Here is a 21,750-nt window from a genome sequence, read left to right on the forward strand (position 1 = left end):
GTTATGAAAAATTCACTAAAAATATTTGTTTTAATTATATTCTTGACGGCCGGTTCTTGCAAAAGAGCGTTTTTGGATGAAAAGCCCCTGGACTTCACAAGTACTACAAACTCCTTCAATACCCTTAAGGATTTTAATGCTTCAATCTACAACATATACAACATTGTGCGTACCGAGTTTTATACCTCGGATGAGAATAACCCTTTTGATTATATCTATGGCCTTGACCTGGTGTATGACGGACAGCCAAGTGGTCCACAACGTTTTAGTAACTACACCACCTCCACGAACCCTACCAGTACTTATCTGGTAAGCCACTGGAGCCGTTTATACAAAATAATTTCAGAAAGCAACACCATTCTGGATAAGTTAGGTTCATCTCAGGTAGTGGGTAATGATATAACTTTCGTTCAGGCCAATGCCAGGTTCTTCAGGGGATTTGCCTACCGCACGCTTGCCTATCTCTATGGCGGGGTGCCCATCGAATTGCACCAGGTGACAAGCCCGAAGACCGATTATGTACGGGCCAGCCGCGAGGAAGTGCTAAAACAATCTATTGAAGACCTGAAGTTTGCCGCTGGCAATCTTCCCGGCATCACAACTGTGCAGGAGGGACAAATCAGTAATGTTGCTGCGCAGCACTTACTGGCAGAGGTTTATCTTGCTGCCGGTCAGTTCAATGATGCGGTATCAACTGCTTCCCTTGTTATTAACAACAGTAACATGGCCTTGATGAAAACCAGGTTTGGCTCCCAGGCTACAGACCCAGGAGACGTTTATTGGGATCTATTCAGGCCGAAAAACCAGAACAGGACAAGTGGAAACAAAGAATCCATCTGGGTAATCCAATTTGAAAATGATATTCCCGGGGGCTCTTCCACTGCAACGGATATTGCAGGCAGTTACAGATTAGAAAGACAGATTGCACCCTTGATCAGGGACGTCACACTTAGCAATGGTACAAAGCCATTTCTATGGCCAGTATCAGATTATACCGGCGGGCGCGGAATCGGTTGGGCAATATCCACAACCTATTTCTCAAATACAATATGGGCAAGTGACTTTAACAATGATATGCGCAACTCAAATTTTAATTTTGTTAGAACGTACGTTTATAACGATCCAGGTAAGACGGCCTATTTTGGCAAAACGGTCTCAACCGAAGCGCCTCCTACCGGGGTTACCGTTCCTAGCAGAGCTTTCTACGCTTACCAATCAAAATGCACCACTCCCGGAAAGCATCCCGATGGGCTTTTTTCAAATAAGGCTACCCTATTACTGAGCCCCGCAGCAGGTGGCACTTACACAGATCAATATATGTTCCGACTGGCAGAAACCTATCTTATACGCGCTGAGGCATACCTGGGCACTAAGGATAAAACTAAAGCCGCTGAGGATATTAACGCGATACGTTCTCGTGCAAATGCCAGCCCTGTGTTGGAGGGCAATGTTACCATCAATTATATCCTGGATGAAAGGATGAGAGAACTAGGGATTGAAGAGAAACGCAGGCTGACGCTGTCGCGACTTAATATGGTCTATGAACGTACCGTAAATATTGCCAAAAATCCATTAGCTGCCAACATTCAGCCATTCAATAACCTTTGGCCTATTCCCCAGCGGGAGATCGAACGTAATAAGGATGCAATCCTAACACAAAACCCGGGCTACTAACCATGTTCAGAACAAAAATCATATATTATCTACTACTGTGCCTGTTTGCATTTTGCAAACAGGCTTACAGCCAGACCGGGCATGCCCCATTGACGTATATTATGGATATGGTGCATAACAATCCGGGTGAAGAACCGTATAAGACCAAGTATAATGACCCCTTGTTTATGAAAGCAAACGGTTTCAATGGAATGGTAACCCATTGGTTTGTAAACTGTGCCATCACTTATGATGATTATCAGAAGGGGCTACTGCCTCTAGGAGGGCAGGAAAGAAAGTGGATCACAGCTAAAGCTGCCGAGATAGACCGTAAGTTACAGGCTTGCAAGAAAGCAGGGATCCAGGTTTATCCTTTTACGGATTTCATTGTATTTCCAAAATCGGTTTGGGACCGGTTTGGAAAAGAAATCAGGGGGCCCGGGACAGTAGAAGGTACAGGAGGAATGGCTGAACGTTCTGCAAAACCAGATATGCAGAGCAGGCGGACCCAGGAACTTTTGCGTGCTCAGATAGACGGAATTTTCAAGAGGTTCCCTGACCTAGGAGGGCTCACCCTTCGCTTTGGCGAGACTTATTTACAGGATACTCCTTATCATATGGGCGGTGGCCCCATCAGAAACGGTAAGGAAGGCATTGATGACCAGATCACGATGCTGAATTTACTTCGTGAGGAGGTATGCGAAAAACGGAACAAAAAACTTTTCTACCGCACCTGGGACTTTGGATATAACTTTCATACCAACCCGGAATACTATCTGGCAGTAACCAACCAAGTAAAGCCCCATCCAAACCTTATTTTTGTGATCAAATATCAACAGGATGACTTCCATAGGATGACGCCTTTCAATCCGACGATAGGAATAGGAAATCATCAACAGATTGTAGAAGCACAGTCCAGGATGGAAGCTTATGGAAAGGGTGCACATCCTTATTATACAGCCAAAGGCGTTATTGATGGCTGGCCTGAAACAAAATACGAGATCGCCTTTGGTAGCCATAAATTTACAGGCAGAGAAAACGATCGGTCTAAGCCTAGAGGTATCAGGGACATGTTGGGCAACGGACTGCTCAGTGGGGTGCTCACCTGGTCTAATGGTGGAGGTTGGGACGGTCCTTACACTAAAAGCGAAATCTGGACGGATTTGAACACTTACGTGGTTTCTCAATGGGCGCTACATCCCGATAAAACGGAGGAAGCAATTTTTAACGAATTTTCCGAAAAACTGGGCCTTCGAGGTTATCAAGCAGATCTGTTCCGACAACTGAACCTACTCACTATTGAAGGAGTGCGCAAGGGCCAGCTCAACAGCTATGCCTCCAACCAGGTTTGGTGGAGCCGTGACCAGTATTTTTCTGCTAAAGCTAATGAGGAGGTCATTGCAGAGATCATCGAAAAACATAAAGAACCAGAAGTACTTTGGGAAAAATCAGAAGCATCTGCCATCTGGAGGCAGATTGAAAGCTTATCCAATCAAATAACCTTTCCAAATGCAGAAAATCAGGAAGCAGTTCGTGTCTCTTGTACCTATGGACGGATAAAATTTGAGGTAATAGAAGAAATGTGGCGCCTCATGCTGGAAGCCCACAAATTGAAAGCCAAGGGAAAAATGGATAATGATGCAATCCATAGATCGATAAAGCACTATGATTCGCTCTGGGCAGAATGGAAAAATTTAAAAAGTAAAAGCAAGTATTGTGCAACACTATATACGGACCTTGCTTTCAGGAACCAAAGGAAAGGTAGTATAGGTGAATTGGTTGACAAATTGAGAAAACTCAGCCAATTGCCTTTCCGACACCAATAATCAATAGATGAGCGGTAATTCCTGAGCCAGGCGGCCGTTATCGTTTTCTAGCTTAAAGTCCTGAAATCGAAGTCAAGATTCAAAAATCTAGATAAGCCCCGAGGTACGCCTCGGGGCTTATGAATATTCCCGTATTTATAAAGTAAACGAACTTAGATTATTTAGCGTTTTTTGCCGGGAAGGTTCTGCATCGTTTCTTTTAAAAATTCTACTTTTCCTGTATGAACATCGTAAACAGCTCCTACAATTAAAATTTCTCCTTTTGAATATTTGCTGTGCAGTATAGGATCTAAATCCCTTAATACATTTACCTGATCGATCACATTTTGCCTCACGGCATTATTCAACGGGTTTCCAGCCATTTTCGCGGTTTTTGCCACAGCCGGTTTAATTTCATTTATCAAGGTAACTATATGGCCTGGAACATTTTCCGGCCGTTCTACTGCAGCAGCTACTGCGCCACATTCTGAATGGCCCAAAACCACAATTAAGCGGGTATACAATTTAAGTACCGCATACTCCATGCTGCCGTAAGATGCTGCTGATGAAACCTGTCCGGCAGTTCTTATGATAAAAAGATCACCTAGCCCCTGATCAAAAACCACTTCGCTGGGAACCCGCGAATCAGAACAGCCTACAATGGTTGCAAAAGGTTTTTGTCCAAAGCCCAATTTTTTAATAGTTTCTGCACTTTGCCTAGGGCGGGTAGATCTGTTCTCGACGAATCTTTTGTTTCCTCCCATTAGTTTTTTTATTGCAAGGAGTGGATTTTTGAATGCAGAATCACGGTCGACCAGGTAATGGTCATTGTCCCATTTTATGGTATCAGTCTTTGATCGCTTTTCATTTACGGGCGTGGCTGATTTGACATTCTGGGCAGATGCAGAATTCTGCAGGTAAAATAATGTAGTCAATCCCAATAGGATTGTTTTCAGGCTTAAAATCGTGTTTTTCATTTAAAGTAATAAGTTATTTTTTTACGTCTGGTGGTTAAACCGACAGCATACATGCTTAACAGCCGTTATCTATCAGTTAGACTTGAGTCTTTTGACGCAACAATGTTACATTAAATCTATGGTTTTAGCTAATACACAATTGTTGCTTAAGAATAGGATCAGTAGAAAGAATTTGACCAACTATAGGCAAATAAAGTTGGCCTCCCAAGAGCTATTCTTCTGGCAACACACACTAAATAAAAGCTCTATGAATTTGGATGTGCTAAAAGAGGGCATTCAATAGAAATGCCCTCTTTAAAGTGCGGCTTAGTAAAATTGCGCACCACATTATTTTCCCCAGAACGTGTTTTCAAGTTCCTGATCATCAGAAAACAACCATACATTTATGATCTTACCATCTTTTACCTCAAATAGGTCTACGCCTGTCATATCCATAGTCCGATCTTCGATGGTACCGGTGAAGTTAACAGGTAAGGCTGCCATATTGCCATTTACCATCAAGTTCCCGATCGGTTTTAGGGCAAAGGTACCTTGGGTAGCATCCATCATTCCACCCACCATTTTGCCGATTTCCTCGGTACCAGTCTTTAGCCCAGCAAATTGATGCGATCCTGGCTGGTGCCACTGTGCATCTGTGCTAAAGTATGAAAATGCAACACCTATATCGCCTTTACCTAAGGCTTCCAAATAAGCAGTAATAATTTCTTTCGGCATCATAATATTTAAGTTTTTTTTTTGTAAAGTAAGGCTATATATTACTATTGAACAAGTACTTACTGGTTAGTTCGGTACTTACCTGAAGGTTAGATTTACTGGTAATCAGATCAAAAAAAATAGAAATAATTATGCAGTTGAATACAAACTGCTGGCTAAGGAAACTAACCTGTGCTACGCAATTTGAGTAACTTCAAAATCCAATGATTGACTATACGGATTAATAACAATGTTTAAACGGCTCACCTCAGCATCGATCTATCATCTGAACACCTTTATTATCGACCATTAAATATCAATTAAATCTTCTTTTGCTATTCTGGCCTCCAACCTTATTTCGGTGCTTTTTCAAAGTTTACTACCGCTTCACAATGCGCATAGAGAGGCGAAAATTCGCCGCTTGACTTTACGCGCAATAAACGATACATTAAACGCTTGGGGCTTCGTCTATAACGGCCTTTCCAGGAGTACTAACCTTAAAACATTATAAACCTAATTGTCAAAATGTTGGTGTTATTAATGCACTGCAAAATCGAAAGGCTGCCATGTAACCAATCAATAGTTAGTTTCCCCATAGTGCCAAAATTCCAGTTTAGAAACTCTGACTTAGTTTAGTTTGTTGGATTTATCCATTGTTCCAAGTTCCAATGATTTTTAAATGTTTAACCATTTTTCTATCTTTAATTGAGAATTTGCATTCAAAAATATAGAGGTGAGTATTTGGTACCTTAAACAAAAAAAAGATACACAATAAATTGATTTACAAACAGATAAAGGGACAGGTTCGACTCCCTTCGGTTCCATCGAAAAAAGGGTTACTAGAATGTATAACCAGTAGCCATGTGTGGTGTTATTGACATCACTGATTAAGCCTACTTTTAATTTAATTATAAAATTTCTATCTTTACTTAATAGCATTTGCAGTTAAGAAAATTCAGGTGAGTGATTCGGTGAGTCAGTTATCAGAGGAGTCTTTTAAACCACATAGAGCGGAATTTTAAGCTGGGGTTCAGTTCCCCCACTCTCCGCCAAAATGGTTTCAAAAACCAACAAAAGCCTGCAGATCGTATGATAGCAGGCTTTTTGCATTTTAAGGAGTTACAATTTTCGCACGAATTCCGATCTTATAGCTGAGTGATTCGGTGAATAAGAAGATGAATAGTTATCTAAAAGTATTAAAGCAACTGAGATCAGTACGGGTTTGCTAGCTGGATTTTGAAGTTTTCGATTTTTGTATTCAATTCAGTCAATGATTCCTGATTTATAACACCATTATGGACATCAAAATTTTCATAAAACTTCGGCAATGAAAAGACTTCTTTAATATCAGCTCCAAATTGTGGAAAAAACTTCGACGCTTCTGCCATTACATTTCCACCGCCAAACCCACCCGGAGAAGTAGTCATCAGAAACATCGGTTTGTTTTGAAAAACTTTTACATTAATCCGGGAAGCCCAGTCGAAAGTATTTTTGAATGCTGCACTATAAGAGCGATTGTTTTCTGCTAGTGAACATATGATAATATCACAATCCTCAATATTCTTTAAAAATAGGTGTGCCGCTGCCGGGAATCCATTTTTTTCCAGATCTACAGAAAAAACAGGCATTGCATAATCGTTAAGGTCAATCAAATTAATTTCATTCCCTTCAAAACTTTTCAATACAAATTTTACCAGTTGTTTGTTAATAGAGGTAGAAGAATTACTTCCTGCAAATGCGAAAATTTTCATTTTTATATATTTATTACGTTATGAGATTTTGAAAATAATCAGCTTTTGTGCCAATTGTGTCTAGCGTTTCGCCACTTGGTGATGGCATTTAGCGGCTGTTATTTCAATACGCTCTTAAGTTCCACAACATCAAAGTTATCATTGTTTTCTAAAAAATGTTTTAATACCGGAATGTGTCCTTGCCCAAAAATTAAAATAACATATTTGTCTGAAGGTTCAACTTGATTTATAATATTTGAATAAATAGCAAGATTTCTTAAATACCAATCTGATACATATTCTGCTCCTGCAAAATTTTTACCTGCTCCAATCTTTGCCATAAATTTTAGATAAAGTGATAAATTTTTTTTTAATTCTTCGGGTTTATTTATGTGTTTTAAAACTTCGTTTATTGTGCCTTTTTTCAATTGATTATCATAATCATTTTTCATTAAATTTGCCTTGGTCCCTAAATCTTTTAGCAAAAAAAGTTGTTTATTTTCTTTTGCGGTCGCAGCCATTAAGCTATCGTGTGACATTCCATAAAATTTGTCAATACAATTTATATGATTTAATTTTAATTTTTTAGCTAGCCTAAAGCCAATTTGTTCTCTTTCTGAAACGGTAAGTTTATAATGATCTGTTAAATATAAATTATACAAACTGTCGTTAGAACGTTGATTTTCAACTGATCTTTCAATCATTACTTTAGTTGCTTTTGTTTGAGATAGAGCATTAGTTAAGTCTTCTAATTCACTTTGTCGCTTAGCACTAAGAAAATCGTCCGTTTTTAATTCAAATTGATCTGTATGTGGGGTTTCAAAATGAACAGTTCCAATTAATAAAATTTTTGTTTTCTGAGCCTGTCCGAATGCTGTAAGCCCAAAAGTTAAAGCAAAAATTAACGTTATTATTTTCATATATTTTGTTTTGATTGTTACTTTTTTGTTTCTGCGGTATTAATAGCCGCCAACTTAGTTATTCCAGCCATAAAATGGCATCAGTAAAACTTTTTAAGGATACTTTGAACTATAAGTTACTTTTTTGAAGCTAAAAATAGAGATATTTTTAGCTAAATTCGTTGCATAAGATGAAAAGTTAAAAACCCGTCTAGCGCAAGTCTTAGCGCCCACGGCCTTAGCAAAAGCCTGACTTGGGATTTCGTTAAATCAATACATTAATCTCTAAAAAAAATCTCAGCTAGATAAATATAGTGAATGCACAAGTCATCCACCCAGCTGCCTCCCACTAAGACTCGCGCTAGTAAGGGTAACCACCCTAAAAAATTATCTGGTAGAGTAATCTTAGAATGCTCTACTAGATAATATAATCTGAAAAAAAAATCTAAAACGTCGATTACAGATCAGAAACAGGAAATCCTTTAGCTAATTCCTTCTTGCCCTTTCTTATAATCTTCAATTCGCTTCTTATTCTTGTAAATTTCCCTGATTATTCTGAAAAGTTCCCGTAGATGTTGTAGTGGGTAATCCGATTCCCCGCCAGAGAAAAATAAAAAGCCTTAAATCGTAAGACTTGAGGCTTTTCTCGTTTCAAGGGATGGCATTTTGCCCAAATCCCAGATCAATCCCAAAATCCCTAGTTAAATTACTATGATAACACATAAACCAGATATTTTTTTTGTAAATTTAAGTATTGGAATTTCAGCTGCAGCTATTCTGAATTTTCTCCCCGGTTTCTAGTGCTTCCCCTGCAGCCACAAACCATAAATCTCCCTATTTAACTGAATTTTTAAACAATTTAAAAACTATTATCATGCCTAAGTATGTAATTGAAAGGGAAATTCCTGGAGTAGGAAAATCAACCGCGGAACAATTAAAAGAAATTGCAAAAGCATCTAACGAGGTGTTAAGCAAAATGGGGCCACAAATACAATGGGTAAACAGCTATGTGACAGACAATAAGATCTATTGCATTTACAATGCTCCAAATGAACAAATGGTCTTGGAACATGCTAAACAAGGTGGATTCCCAGCAAATTCAATAAGTAAGGTTTCAGCCCTTATGGATCCGATAACGGCGGAATAGAATATTATTATTTTCTGTAAATACACATTCTAGCGCAAGTCTTAGTGCTCCAGCCTGAGCAAAAGCCTGACTTGCGCTTTGATGCAATCACTTAGAAAAAGCATCTAACTAAAGCAGTTAAAGAGCCGGTCTACGACGAAATATTTCATGATATTTTTAGTTTATTTAAAGCTTAATTTTAAAAGCTGATTAAATACCCGCTTGTATTCTATACTAAATCTACTTTATCCTTCAATCTCATCTTCTTTAGGTGGTCTTACAAAATCTAAAAATTCTCTATCTATAACCCCAAAAGACTTAAAATTCACTTTTGCCTCTCGCAAAGAAATTGAATTCGGTCCTCCATCATCATCAATATGCTCCTCCTGATAAAAATCTTTATGCCAAAAACAAACTGGGCAGATCGTTGAAATCGCATCCTTTTCGATCGTAAAAAAACCACAACAAGCACATTTAATTTTATTTTCTGTATCCATTATTTATTTCCATGTATGAACTTGTCGTTGGCAATTAACAGCAAACCAGTTAGCTACTTGCCTGAACTTAAAGGTAGCAACAAATCTATTTATTCCCCACACGTCCATAGGCGCACGCAAGCAAGGAAATGGCGAATTCCGATCAATAAGTAATACCTCCTAATCTTGAGATAGACGAAAAAGAACCGCCTATTTCGAAATGAGTTCGGCACTGCTCATGGTCTTAATAATAAATCTATTGGTCAACTCCTTTTCTTCAGGAAACTGACAATCAAATTTTATGGTATGTTTTCCAGGTTTCAGGCTTGGAATAGCTTGTTTTAAGCTAATTTCTTTAACAAAACCACCTTTTTTGTTGTACATTTTAATGCTGGTTCCATCACAAACCACAGAATTTCCGGCTTCATATTCGCCAGGTAGTTCCAACTTGAAATAACCATCAATTTCAATCCATGGGTTACTGATGCTTCCCTCTTTACCCATAAAGGTTAAGGTAAAATTTAAGGGTTGCTCCGCTTCTTTGTTTGTAAATTCCCACTTAGAAAAAGTAGGCTCTCCTGGTTGAAGATCCTTTTTCTCATGCTCAAATTTGTATTTCTTGAACGGGTAGAGTTTCCAGTTTTCGTTTGTTTTTTCGAGATGAAAATCGTTCTCCGGATTTTTCAACCGGGTAATCTGATCGGCAGAGAAAATTTTCGATCTGTAGGCTTCCTGCCAAAGCTTAACTAAAGCAAGTAACTTACCAGTATTCGGATTTTTCTGAAGATTTTTATATCGTGCTACCAATGCAAAGCCTGCGTTGTAACCCGCAGCCCTGGCCATCATCCATTCAATATCTTCTTCGGTAGTGGTAGCGGAAAGTAAAAACCATCCCAACATATTGGGCATATAATTACGTTCGAGAAACGGTTGGTTTTCTAAACGATAATCGCCCTGAGATTCGCGGAATCCGCCATACCAGGGCTCTCCCCAGTTCCAGTAATGGCAAAGGTGCCAGTAGTAGTGATAGGAACGGCTGGTTCCGTTTACCAGGGTATGTTTGGTATCCTTAATTACCTTATCCGCAAAAATCTGCATACCATAATCGCCTTCACCTGCGGATAAACAACCTTCATGTCCATCAAAATCCATATGCGAAACACCAGTCTCATTAAAGAAACGCCCCAAATTTCCGGCTATTTCCTGTTGCAGTTCAAAATTGGGAAACAAGGTATTATAGGGATAATCGAACAGCATACCTGCCATTTCACCTTTCGGGTGATCAGATGCTTTCGTGCCGTACATTCCCCGCTGGCAATCCAATAATTTATAGGGCGCTTCTGCCGAAACTTCTCTAAAACGGATAATTTCGTCTCCAATTTTTACCGCATGTAACGTACTGGATTTAATATTTTTAAAATACTGGTCGGAAACAACAGGTATTTCGGTGGCGGTTGCGCTTACATTTTCTGTCAACACTGATGAGCCTGTCATCGAAAGGCGCTGGTCAGGAACTGGTGATACATAAGGATCGTTGGTATTGATAAAGGTACTTAAAGTGTGTACCCCAATGCGGATGCCTTTTTTACCTGCTTTATCTACACAGGTTTTCATTCCGGCAATTCCATTTGGAAAAGCAATTGGGTCCAAAATAAAATGCCCCCAGGATTTGAAGGGCCCTTCATGGTATAATGAAACCAGTCCTGCTTGCTGCGTATAATCTAACATGGCATCGACAGTTTTTTCATCAAAATCAGAAATCAGGTAAGCCCTCCCAGTTTCAGGCGATTGCTTGAACCAAACGCCGTTAATAAGTGCGTGTGGAAGGCCTTCTGCCAGTTCGATTGCTCCTATGCGGGATAAAACCTCAGGCTCAGTGCATCCAAAAAGTGCAATTTTGCTGCCTAGTGTTGTCTCGTTCGGAATCGCTTTTACAGGCATTTCCGGGCGCCCCCAAACGGTTAGCTTTCTATCTTTCGAACGATCTAAACTAAAGGCCTGCAGGCTGCTGCCATAAGGTTGTGGAATTGCCGTAGAACCACGCGATTCGTTAGCACCTTCTGAGCTATTTAAAACACCACCAACAGTTTTAGGGTTTAAAGCCTGGATACCAATGGCATATTCCCCATCGCGCACCACACCAACAACTTCGCCAATTGTTTTGTTGATAACAGTTGGATACGGTCCCCAGATTACCGCATTTACCTTGTCTTTCAGATCAATTTTGATCAGTTCGAAAGTTAAATGTGTTTTCTTTTGAAGCACTTTTAACTGTACCGTGATTTTTACCGGCTGATAAACCAAAGAAAGAATCCCTGATTTTAAAGTGGCCTCGTTGGGCTGATACCAATCGTTACCTACCCGGATCTGTAATAAAGAAGCCTTCTCTCCCATTGCCAGGTAATTTTTTCCAGAAATAGGGTTCGAAAGGGCTATTAACTGTCCTTTTGGAGACAGATTGAGATTCAAACCTTCGCTTTTTAAACTGATTTGCTGCGCCGAAGCACTCAAAAATTGAATAAAAAAGATTAAGGCGATAACGGTTCTTCTTTTCATTTGTTCAGTATTAATTTAATGTATGATATAACCGATTTACCGGCCCAACAAAAATTCAGAAACACCCATCGCTGCTAAAGTCACTTTGGCAACAGCTGGTTTGTTTTCGCCAGATTTTAGCTCAGTGATGGATTTTGCTTGCAATGCTTTCCACACAAATTGTGTTTGTTGTACAGACTGTTCGGGATTAAACAAACGCACCACAAAAGTTCCATCGGTATTGGGTGTAATGCTGGTCACTACAATTTTCGGATTGCTTAATTCAAAAAGTGTTGCAGGGAGTGTTTGTTCCTTTTTAACTGGCAATGCAATTAAGGGCTGTGTAAACTCGGTTGCTGCTTTTTCCATTTCAACATCGTTCACCATATTGTGTGGGCGCAAAGCATATTTAAAATGAACCTCACCTTCCTGATCGGCCTTGTAATTGGTATGCCAATAATTGTTCATCACATAACTGAACCAGGTTGAAGTTGGTTGTCCCTCTTTTTTCCATTCTTTATGTTTTGGTGGCATGGTCTGTCGCTCATCAATCATATTTCCTGGTTCTATCAGCGGCATTTCAAGCAGCATCCATTGCAGTCCTTTATCAGCCTTTGATACATCCACCCATCTCCTACCATATAAATAATCCATATTGGAGCCTGGCAACTGATCTTTTAAATAACGCATGCTGCCATAACCGGCATCGATAGTAGTCTCGCTTAAAGAAGCATCAAAGGGATAACCGAAGTGAACTGCTTCTTTCGATCGCACCGATTTTTTATCTAAAATATTCTCGATCAATAGCGCATCGCTCTCAGCATATAGAGACAATATTCTTTCCAGTTTATTGGCGCCTGGTGCATCTGAAACAATCGACACCTTGGTAACAACAGGCCCGTTCTCAATTACTTTTACCTTCACATCCCCATTGCTTACAGCCTCTCGCGGATCCATACCCGGAACATACCAATAGCTATTTAGGCCCTGATTGTTAAAACCACCCGCATAATTGAAATTAGTTTGTGTTTTTAATCCTGTAATACTTCCGTTTACTTTATCCCAGGTGAATCCGATTTTGCCGTTCGAAATCGAATTTTCAGCGACAGCAAACTGGCTTGCTGAAGTACTTGGTGCATCATCAGAAATTTCATAGGTTGCAGTACCTAAAGCAGCTACATCGGCCATAAACACATAATTTCCGTTACTTAGTTTTTGCAATGGCTTTTTGTTGCCAGCTGCATCTTTCACCGATCGCCCTGCTACAGTTCCCGATAATACGACCGGTCCGGTCCGTTTCCAGGATGAGGTATTAAATACCGCAATTTTTTTAGACTGTGGATCGCTTAATGGCTGCAGTAAATTTTCTTCCAAAGTATTGATCTGTGTATCTCCATCGAGCATAAATTGTTTTTTAATACGCCACTGTTCAGTAACAAAGGGCACATCAGGTTCGGTGATGCTGTTGTGCGCACCCCAGGTATGCTCATGGAACATGATAATGTTCGTCCAGGCCTTGTAAAATTTTTGTGCATCATACTGCTTAGGATTCAGCATCGAATAGAGTGTTGTTAATTGCTGCAGACGCAAACTATTGATCCTGTTTTTCCCCTCTTCAAAAGCGGTAGAAACAGCCCCATCTTCCCAGTACGGACTAATATCTCCTTTAACAGTCGGTATCTGTCCTCCGTATCGTTTATCAAAAGTTTCAAAAAGCTTGTCGGTTGTATTGAGTACAATTTTTGGGGAAGCATATTTCTCATTCCATTGTTTTACAAAGTCCGAAATCCCGGTATCAATGGGTCCATTATCTGCCACAATATTGTATCTCCATTGTACCATTTCGTATGGATAGTTCTTGGCTGCAAGTTCTTTTAAATAAGCGGCTATTTTTTTTGGTCCACGATCAAATACACCACCTATTGATGTTCCATGCCAAGAGGAATATCCTTTAGCGCCGGTCCAGAACAATACTTTTTCTTCTCCTGAGGGCGATGTCCACCATACAGGTTTATCGCCCCAGGCTTTCACAAAATATCCGGCCCTATCTCCCAGATAAGGGTGGTCTTCTCCCATAAAATTTGGCCCGCTCGAAAAATATTTTACGCCTCCCTTAGATAAAGCGGTTACGGTTGACCAGGCAAAGCCCGGAATATCCGAAATCATGGCGCTGTTGATTTTAAAGCCAAATTCTTTTCTGAGTTGAGCCGCATAATCTGTATAATGAAACATTTCTTCAGGCTGGCTTAAACCCGTAAGGATATTGGCATACAAGGCCGATAAACAGATGCTACCCTCTTTTACCGCTTTAATAAATTTTTCTTTTTGAGTTGGCGAAGCCTGTTTCATGTAATTTTCAACTGCCCATAATGATTCTATATTCCATTTAAATTTTGCTTCAACAGGATAATCTTTGGTTTTTTCGATCATCTCCAAAGCGTCGTCGATATTTTTAAGGTGGATTTTTAAAACCTCGGGCTGAAGATGGGAATATCCAATATCGGTATGGGAATGATGTATAAAATTTAACTCACGGTAAACAACCGATTTTATTGCTATAAACTTATTAACCAGTGTTTTCCCTGCCGAAATTGCTAAAATCTGCACGCTATCATCTTTTTTTACGGCATTTACGGGTATATCAAAATTGTTTACACCATCTTTTATCATAAAAGAATAAGATTCACTATTATTCACTTTAACCTTAAGCTGCTCCTCTTTTCCAAAGTGCAAAGCGGTTAATACAATAGGCTGTTTTCCGTTTTTCAATAGAAATGGCATCGGATTGATGTCTACTTTTTCTTCAAAAGAAAATTTGAAGGTCATATACCAATCGTTGCTATTCTGCGCCTGGCCAACCACTTTAAGCCGAACTGCTTGCCCTGGTTTTACCTTACTCTTTGGCAAGCGCAGGAAAGCCAGTCCGTGGGCATCATTGGCACCATCTCTTTTAGTTTGCTGAAAAACCAGCGCAGAACCATCAGCTGTTTTAAAAATCCAGTCAGGTGTTTTATTCCCTGGTATTGTGGTAAAGGTTAACAGTTTTTCATCGTTTACATATAAATCAAAATTGCGGTTACCGCTGCTGGTCGCAGTAGAATGTGCGGCAACCCAACTGAAATAAACATAATCTGCTTTGCTGTTTTGAGGAACTTTAGCCGTTTCCCATTCGATGGTTTTCTTACCATCTGTTACCCGCGTTAACAAAGCTGTTGTGGCATAATCTGGAAAGGCCGAAAAGTAAGTGATGTTTTCGCCACTTATTTCTTTTGCAAAACCATTAACCCAATTTATTTTTCCAAAATAAGGAACAGCAGTCTGCGATTGTGCTTGAATGCAATTTATTAGCAGAACAGCAATTATTACTATTTTTTTCATCTATATAAAATTTGTTTTTATTGGTGATGAAACTGTTATGATTTTATTCATCTCCATTTATGCTTTGGAAAAATCATGATGGCTTCATATAATTTAAAAACTCGGTTTTAGTGCTTTTTAAATTTATTCTATTTTTTTATCAACTACCGCTTTCAGTTTGACATCCCCTCTTCCCATTAAATCACCCTGCAAAAGGTTTTGTTAAAATGTACAAGAGGTAACTTAATTTTTGGGTTAACATTGGTTTTAATCATCATCTTTTTTATTACTTAATCTTACAAATGCCGCACGACGTGGGCTGGGGCAAGCAATTTTGTCTCCTTTAATGGCATACCAAAGTAACTCGGTAAACTCCAAATCGGGCACGGCATCAACCTTCGAAAAATCATAAGTGTCTGATTTTTGCTGCCATTTGTTCATTACCAAATTCACTTCTTTTAAGTCAATATTTGAAGGCACCGATTTAAAAGAGGTAAAATCAGGAATTGCAGTAAAACTGTTCCACAATGGAGTTGATCCGGCGTCATGTTGAGACAAAGGCGCTAAGCCCAGAATCAGTTCTATCGTACGCAGAAAGGAAGTAGAGGAATACATCGTGTGATCGATAAAATTTCTTTTCACATATGGTCCTGCCAAAAATGCCGTACTGCGGTGTGCATCGACGTGATCAGTACCGCTTTGCGCATCATCTTCGACAATCAGAACCAGGCATTCATTCCAAATTGGACTTTTACTCAAATATTCCACTAGAAGACCAGTAGCCAAATCATTATCGGCAACATGTGCATTCGGTGTTGGCCGTCCTTTCCTCAAACCCTCTGTATGGTCATTTGGGAAACGAATGGTGTTGAAACGTGGCACTTGTTTAATCGCAACCAATGAATCGAAATCTTTTTTCCATTGCTCAAAACGGTTTACGTCTTTTTCCGCCAATTCGTCCCAAGAATTGAAAGTCTTGCAATAGTTGTTTTGCAAGACCGGAAGCGTAGGCTTTTTGTCCAGCATAAATTCACCATAGTTCCTGAAACTTACATTAGCACGTTTACAGGCATCCCAAATGAATCCAGCCTTGTTATTGGCTATTGCTCTCCGGCCTTCTCCCGGATAGTCCCAGGCACGACTATAACAGGTTGGCCATATTTTTTCAAGATAATCGGTTGCATAAGCTCCCAATGTCCAGTTATGTCCATCGGCACTGACTTCAGCATCGACATAAAAATTATCAAGAAGCACAAAATCTTTCGCTAATTTGTGTTGGTTGGGTGTTATTTTTTCACCGAACATCACCAGAGACGGATCCCCATTCCCTTCTTTCACATCACCCATTACTTGATCGTAGGTGCGATTCTCTTTCACAACATAGAACACGTACTTAATAGGGCTTGGATCACCTACTTTCATCGGGACTGGATTTCCAACGTCATTATGCGCTTTCAATTCTTTTTCTTTTGAATACGGCGAATTTTCATAGACCATTTTCGTGTAGGCAGCCAGTAAATCTATCGAAGGCTTATCGATAATACTCAGCGTTCCCTGAAACAGCTCTCCAATAGAATGTACTGATTTTGGTTTTGAAGTATCTTCTGCTCTATATTTTAAATCATACCCTTTCATATATGGCGTTGGTGCCTGAAGATTGGTCATTGGTACAAAGCCTTTTCCGTTGGTCACCAATATTTTTTGATCAACCAGCTTCACATTAGTTGGATACCAGCCTGTTGGAATAAACCCAAGTGATTTACTTTCTCCCGGCTCAGAAACGTCAAAAACAGCCAGGCAGTTATTGTCGGCATTGGCAATGTAAAGCTGCTTTCCATCCTTGCTCAGTGCAAGCCCATTAGTGGTTGAACCCGCTGGTGCATTTGGAAACAATGCCGCATTAAGTGTCTCAATTACCTTTCGGCTCTTTCTATCAATCACAGAAACGGAATTATCATCGGAATTGGCCACAAAAAGGAAAGCGCCTTTTTTTGAAAGCAGAATTTCGTTTGGATGGCTTCCAACAGCAATTGAGGCGGCAAACTCTTCTTTGATGGTATCAAAAACCAATAATTTTCCACACCCCCAACAACTCACATAGAGTTCTTTTGCATCCGGGCTTAAAACACAAGTGTAACCTTCACCCTTCAATGGAAGTTGTTTTTTTATCTTTTTGGTCTCAAGATCAATCACATAAAGTGAATTATTCTCTTTGGTAACCACATAAAGCAATCGTTTTTTCTCATCGATATCGATTCCAGCTGGCGAAATACGTGTAGGCCATTTTTTGCCCAAAATGATCGTGTCGGCCAGTTTGAGTTTGTCATTAACTATCTTGTACTGCAGAATGACGTTGTCATTTCCACCTGAAACATATAACTTTTTATCGTTTTCGCTAAACTTCAACCCATACCAGCTTGACGGAACAATAACACTATCCAATTGGCGTTCCGCTTTTGGGTCAATCAATTGAATATATTGTTTTCCTAAACCGTTATTGGTAATAGCAATCAGCTTTCCAGATTTGCTGACCGCAATATTCAATGGTAAATCGCCCAATGGTAGGGATCGCCCCACATTGGTAATTCCCCAACCATTGGGCAGTAAAATACTCTTTGAAACAGTTTGTTCAGCGTTTTGTGCCTTCAAATTCAGTGTAAAAAAAACAGGAATTAGAATCGCCAGAAAAATTCGCTTGATGGGTTTATCCATTTCGTTGTTTTTATCTATAATAAAATAAATGAAGCAGGCTGATTGGCATTCAGCTTAACTTCGAACGTATTGTTCCTGATTGGAATTTCCTTTCCTATTTTTTCTCCCCTTAAATTACAGGGTTGTGCCAGTTTATATTTGCTGTTGAGCGGTAGGCTAACGGTACAGGCACCTGCTTTACCATTTTGTTCCCATAAACGGATTACATCACCTTCACCATCCCTGTTTTTTCCAAAGAAGGTCACTAAAATTCCTTTTTCCGATACTGAAATCCCTTTTGAACTACTTGTTTGATTTCCTGCATCACCGCCTGTATAGCCTACCATTAATGGATTTCTGAATTCTTCAGAAGGGATAACGATAGAATTCCCATCAGCATAGCGATCGATGCTCCAGATATAAAATTTAGCACTCCACGAACCTTCCACCCATTCAGTAAAATTCGTACTCCACTGATTGTTGTACAGATTGAAGAATACATTTCCTTCTTTTGGAACAAAATCGGTTGAATATTTCCATAACCCCGGACGGTCCAGACTTACACCTGGTACATCAGGAGAAGTAAGTCCAAACCCTTGACTGTTTTTATCTAAAACGGCTACTCCTGTATTGATAAAACCATAATCTAAATTCGTACCCTTTACAAAATCGGTTGTTGGATCTATTACCGCACCGAGCCTGCCCAGTTTAAACTTTGGTTTTTCGATATTGAAAGGAAAACTAATCCAACCGCCTTCAGGCCAGGCCTCTGCCGGTTTACCATTGATGCTCCAGATCACCTCTACAACGGGTTTATTTTCATACAAGGTAAAAACCATCGTATAATTGTGATTCAGATCGGCATCCCCTTTGAAAGTCACTGTAGCGGTAACCGATAAGGCATCTTTCGAAAATTTGATCGCTGCATTTTTACCAGATGTTTTTTTGTACGGCGTATTATCAAGATTGATCCGGCCCAATTCAGAATATGCCCAGTTCCAACCTGCCTTAATATAATCTTTAGCATACTTGTCGGTTTGAACTTTTGAAAAATGTTCGTTCATGTACTGTCCGAATTTGTATTCCGAATTCTCATTAACCATCTCTTTCTTCGATTTTTTGTCAATCAACGATTTGATCGTACCACTTTGTTTGTCGAAGGTGATTTTAAAAAATTCGTTCTCCATCATTGCGTTTTCCGTATCCAGTGAAAGATTCGATTTTGGAATTACTGCTTCCTCATCAGATGAAACGAAAGTACTGTAACCCATCGCCGGGATACGATTGGCCTGGAACTGAAGAATATTTTTATTTCTGACAATCGGAACCAGCTCCCCTGTAGCTACATTTTTCAACGTCTTTTTGAAATTTGTGCCAGTTTGAAGGGTTACTAAATCATTACGTTCCCATGGAAGTGGGTTGTAAACCACGATACGGTTTCCTGCTACATTTACAGCAGCAGCCAAACGCTTCATCTCTCTGTTAAAAGTTGGAAGAATTAGTTTTTCTGAACCAGTAATATAATTCCCTTTCTCTTTCCAGGAATACTCAATTGCGTCATAGTATCCTTTTGCGCGTAGTTTTTCAAACTCATTGCCATAGGCCCAATAACCAGAATTGCCGTGGCTCATTGCCAAACCCCAGGTATGTTCATCAAAAAGGTTAATATTCTCTAATGACTGATCAACGATTGTATTGATGGGTTCTTCTGGTTTTCTTCCCCAGATAGCAGAAAGGGTACTGAATGCTTCCAGATTTAAAGTCGATTTGCTCAGGGCCCTACTCGATTTCATTTCACGCGGCATCGACATATAACCATGAATCCAGGTATCAGGCATGTCGCCTCTTACGGTAATCAGCTTTGGTTTTTCTTTGGCAATTGTGGTGTAAAAATCGGCCATACTGCCTACGCGCACTTTTGCACCCGGATTTAGTTTTTCAATATTGGCTACTGCTTCCCTAAATTCTTTGTAAGTTGGCGCGCCGCTGTTGTCATTAGTCTGAACGATAGCCAACCAGGTTTTATGCGTCCAGTCTTTTGGAGGCGCAGGACTTGTTCCGTAATATTCACCATAGTAAAAAGTCATCAACTTTGATTTGTCGGGACCTTCCCACCAGAACAATAAGGGAACTTCTGGTGATCTTGATGCGGGATTGCAGCCAATATGCAGAAATTTAACTCCTGCATTATTCAACAGGGTAGGCATAATCCAGGAATGGCTTGGCACATCTGACATTTTCGCATCTATTGGTAGCGGCAAACCTGCTTCTTTGCTTATTTTTGAAGCATATCCCAACGATTGTACCAGCGGTTCTAAATCACTAGATTCGGTTTCCATAGAAAAAGGCAGGGCATGAACAAAAAAGCGCCCATCTTTTATGGCTTTTTCAACTCTTGTTTTAACATCAGGTGTTGCTTTTGCAAGGATTTCTTTCATCGGCCAGCCTGAAATCGTCCATTTAAATTGTTGGTCTTTTGGCAAATCTTTTGACTGATCAACGGTATTCAAAGCACTTGTGATCATCGAATTAGCGTAATTGTAGCGAACGTTGTCTGACCAATCGGTATAACCAATATCAAAATGTGTTTTAAATACAACAATTACTTCTTTTACGCTAGTGTTTGTTTGCCCAACCACGCAAGTACTTACAAGTAAAAGCATGAATAAAGCAAAAACGAAATGTTTCATTTTTTTTATGATTTGGTTAGAAATTTCATTTTTAAGGGGACAGGAATCGCTCGAATTATTTACTATTACAAATCGTACAACTTCTTATAATCGACTTTAGGGATTGTTTTTCCGAAAGCATCTAATTCCTTATCTCCATCAAATAAAAGGGGAAAAAACTTCCCATCAAGCTGTTGATCCTGAGGCATTGGAGGAAAGCTGCTTAGGGCTTCTTGTCTATGATAGCCCGCCGTGTTTCCAAGCGTATGGTAACTCATTGTATTTAGGACTGTTGCCCTTCTCGGCCGGTCGGAAGTATTGGCATAAGAGCCATGCATGGTAAGCGGATGATGAAAACTGGCAAAACCTTTTGGCAGTTCGTTAGGTACCCGCTTTTCAAAGGCCTCCAATTGTTCTTGATTTAATATTTCTCTTACGGCATCCATATCTCCGGTTAACCCGGTAATAGGAAGTAAACCCCAGTTGTGGCTTCCCGGAACAAAGTAGAGGCAACCGTTTTCGGTATTGGCATCATCCAATCCGATCCAACAGGTGAGGTGGTGCATGGGTTTGGTAAATGTCCAGTAGGAAAAATCCTGGTGCCATGCCACTACCCCGCCGTGTTTAGCAGGCTTGCAGAACAGCTGGTCGTGAAAAATCCTAAAAGACTGACCCAACAATTGGTAAGCTGCCATGCGAAATGCAGGCGCCCATAACAAATCATGAAATCCTGATGTTAAACGCCAGGCACCGATTGCATGAAAGAGTACTTTGTTAGGGTCTTCGGATTCATTGCTTTCATAGTGGTAAAATAGTTTTTTATTTTCTTCGCTTAATGATTGTAATTTTACAAGTTCTGCATTGAGCAGATCTACCTGTTCTTCAGATAGAATTTTAATCCCTTTAACAAAACCATCCTTTTTAAAAGAAGCAATCTGTTCTTCGGTTAACATGTATTGTTCCCACTCCTTTGCCGTCTGTGGCTGGACAAACATGGTACTGATCGGATGGCTATAATCGGCTAAATCTTCAGAAAAAATTAAATTTCCCATAATCGTTGTTTTTAAAGCTTTATAAAAAAGTTATTATTTGATTTAAAACATCTTCTTTTAGTAGACATGATGTCTCAGCTTTTTTTG

At 39.7% G+C, this 21,750-nt stretch carries 13 protein-coding genes; 3 read left to right on the plus strand and 10 right to left on the minus strand.

Annotation, left to right across the window (positions count from 1 at the left end; genetic code table 11):
• The first annotated feature begins 3 nt into the window (after window positions 1-3).
• Together AC1DNH_RS08840 and AC1DNH_RS08845 are read left to right on the plus strand one after the other, a co-directional pair.
• Window positions 4-1,674, plus strand: coding sequence for a RagB/SusD family nutrient uptake outer membrane protein (locus AC1DNH_RS08840; protein WP_057934938.1), 1,671 nt, complete (start codon window positions 4-6; stop codon window positions 1,672-1,674).
• A gap of 2 nt (window positions 1,675-1,676) precedes the next feature.
• Complete coding sequence (locus AC1DNH_RS08845; protein ID WP_157258289.1) at window positions 1,677-3,479, plus strand: hypothetical protein; 1,803 nt, start codon at window positions 1,677-1,679, stop codon at window positions 3,477-3,479.
• A gap of 161 nt (window positions 3,480-3,640) precedes the next feature.
• Here the strand turns inward: AC1DNH_RS08845 and AC1DNH_RS08850 are convergent, their stop codons facing one another.
• The 4 genes from AC1DNH_RS08850 to AC1DNH_RS08865 form a co-directional block, all read right to left on the minus strand.
• Window positions 3,641-4,435 (minus strand): carbonic anhydrase, encoded by a 795-nt coding sequence (locus AC1DNH_RS08850; protein ID WP_209435063.1) that lies wholly within the window; start codon window positions 4,433-4,435, stop codon window positions 3,641-3,643.
• A 327-nt stretch (window positions 4,436-4,762) separates the two neighbouring features.
• Window positions 4,763-5,152 carry a nuclear transport factor 2 family protein gene (locus AC1DNH_RS08855; protein WP_057934925.1) on the minus strand — a complete coding sequence of 130 codons (390 nt, stop codon included), beginning with the start codon at window positions 5,150-5,152 and terminating at the stop codon, window positions 4,763-4,765.
• Window positions 5,153-6,339: 1,187 nt separating this feature from the next.
• Window positions 6,340-6,879: an NADPH-dependent FMN reductase gene (locus tag AC1DNH_RS08860; protein ID WP_477579728.1), complete on the minus strand. Its 540-nt coding sequence runs from the start codon at window positions 6,877-6,879 to the stop codon at window positions 6,340-6,342.
• Between the two features lie 98 nt (window positions 6,880-6,977).
• On the minus strand, window positions 6,978-7,778 hold the full coding sequence (locus AC1DNH_RS08865) for a DUF5694 domain-containing protein (protein ID WP_477579730.1): 801 nt from the start codon (window positions 7,776-7,778) through the stop codon (window positions 6,978-6,980).
• Between the two features lie 853 nt (window positions 7,779-8,631).
• Between AC1DNH_RS08865 and AC1DNH_RS08870 the strand changes: the two genes are divergently transcribed.
• Window positions 8,632-8,904, plus strand: coding sequence for a DUF4242 domain-containing protein (locus AC1DNH_RS08870; RefSeq protein ID WP_215132317.1), 273 nt, complete (start codon window positions 8,632-8,634; stop codon window positions 8,902-8,904).
• Window positions 8,905-9,128: 224 nt separating this feature from the next.
• Here AC1DNH_RS08870 and AC1DNH_RS08875 read toward each other — a convergent pair whose 3' ends face one another.
• From AC1DNH_RS08875 to AC1DNH_RS08900, 6 genes are all read right to left on the minus strand, one after another.
• Window positions 9,129-9,380, minus strand: a complete 252-nt coding sequence (locus AC1DNH_RS08875) for a CPCC family cysteine-rich protein (protein ID WP_477579732.1) — start codon at window positions 9,378-9,380, stop codon at window positions 9,129-9,131.
• 189 nt (window positions 9,381-9,569) lie between these two features.
• A complete protein-coding gene (locus tag AC1DNH_RS08880; RefSeq protein WP_477579734.1) occupies window positions 9,570-11,915 on the minus strand; it encodes a hypothetical protein in 2,346 nt (781 codons plus the stop codon).
• Between the two features lie 36 nt (window positions 11,916-11,951).
• Window positions 11,952-15,272, minus strand: coding sequence for a glycoside hydrolase family 38 N-terminal domain-containing protein (locus tag AC1DNH_RS08885; protein ID WP_477579735.1), 3,321 nt, complete (start codon window positions 15,270-15,272; stop codon window positions 11,952-11,954).
• Window positions 15,273-15,518: 246 nt separating this feature from the next.
• On the minus strand, window positions 15,519-17,963 hold the full coding sequence (locus tag AC1DNH_RS08890) for a bifunctional YncE family protein/alkaline phosphatase family protein (protein ID WP_477625318.1): 2,445 nt from the start codon (window positions 17,961-17,963) through the stop codon (window positions 15,519-15,521).
• Window positions 17,964-17,977: 14 nt separating this feature from the next.
• On the minus strand, window positions 17,978-20,632 hold the full coding sequence (locus tag AC1DNH_RS08895; protein WP_477609020.1) for a glycoside hydrolase family 38 N-terminal domain-containing protein: 2,655 nt from the start codon (window positions 20,630-20,632) through the stop codon (window positions 17,978-17,980).
• 65 nt (window positions 20,633-20,697) lie between these two features.
• Window positions 20,698-21,663, minus strand: a complete 966-nt coding sequence (locus AC1DNH_RS08900) for a phytanoyl-CoA dioxygenase family protein (protein ID WP_477580823.1) — start codon at window positions 21,661-21,663, stop codon at window positions 20,698-20,700.
• Window positions 21,664-21,750: the final 87 nt, after the last annotated feature.

It is taken from the genome of Pedobacter sp. 01N310, from assembly GCF_056399805.1.

Bases quoted from the DNA above. Each gene is read 5' to 3' on its own strand.
- AC1DNH_RS08875 (WP_477579732.1), bottom strand. From the start codon at position 9,380: ATGGATACAGAAAATAAAATTAAATGTGCTTGTTGTGGTTTTTTTACG.
- AC1DNH_RS08865 (WP_477579730.1), bottom strand. From the start codon at position 7,778: ATGAAAATAATAACGTTAATTTTTGCTTTAACTTTTGGGCTTACAGCA.
- AC1DNH_RS08850 (WP_209435063.1), bottom strand. From the start codon at position 4,435: ATGAAAAACACGATTTTAAGCCTGAAAACAATCCTATTGGGATTGACT.
- AC1DNH_RS08880 (WP_477579734.1), bottom strand. From the start codon at position 11,915: ATGAAAAGAAGAACCGTTATCGCCTTAATCTTTTTTATTCAATTTTTG.
- AC1DNH_RS08890 (WP_477625318.1), bottom strand. From the start codon at position 17,963: ATGGATAAACCCATCAAGCGAATTTTTCTGGCGATTCTAATTCCTGTT.
- AC1DNH_RS08855 (WP_057934925.1), bottom strand. From the start codon at position 5,152: ATGATGCCGAAAGAAATTATTACTGCTTATTTGGAAGCCTTAGGTAAA.
- AC1DNH_RS08895 (WP_477609020.1), bottom strand. From the start codon at position 20,632: ATGAAACATTTCGTTTTTGCTTTATTCATGCTTTTACTTGTAAGTACT.
- AC1DNH_RS08870 (WP_215132317.1), top strand. From the start codon at position 8,632: ATGCCTAAGTATGTAATTGAAAGGGAAATTCCTGGAGTAGGAAAATCA.
- AC1DNH_RS08900 (WP_477580823.1), bottom strand. From the start codon at position 21,663: ATGGGAAATTTAATTTTTTCTGAAGATTTAGCCGATTATAGCCATCCG.
- AC1DNH_RS08885 (WP_477579735.1), bottom strand. From the start codon at position 15,272: ATGAAAAAAATAGTAATAATTGCTGTTCTGCTAATAAATTGCATTCAA.
- AC1DNH_RS08840 (WP_057934938.1), top strand. From the start codon at position 4: ATGAAAAATTCACTAAAAATATTTGTTTTAATTATATTCTTGACGGCC.
- AC1DNH_RS08860 (WP_477579728.1), bottom strand. From the start codon at position 6,879: ATGAAAATTTTCGCATTTGCAGGAAGTAATTCTTCTACCTCTATTAAC.
- AC1DNH_RS08845 (WP_157258289.1), top strand. From the start codon at position 1,677: ATGTTCAGAACAAAAATCATATATTATCTACTACTGTGCCTGTTTGCA.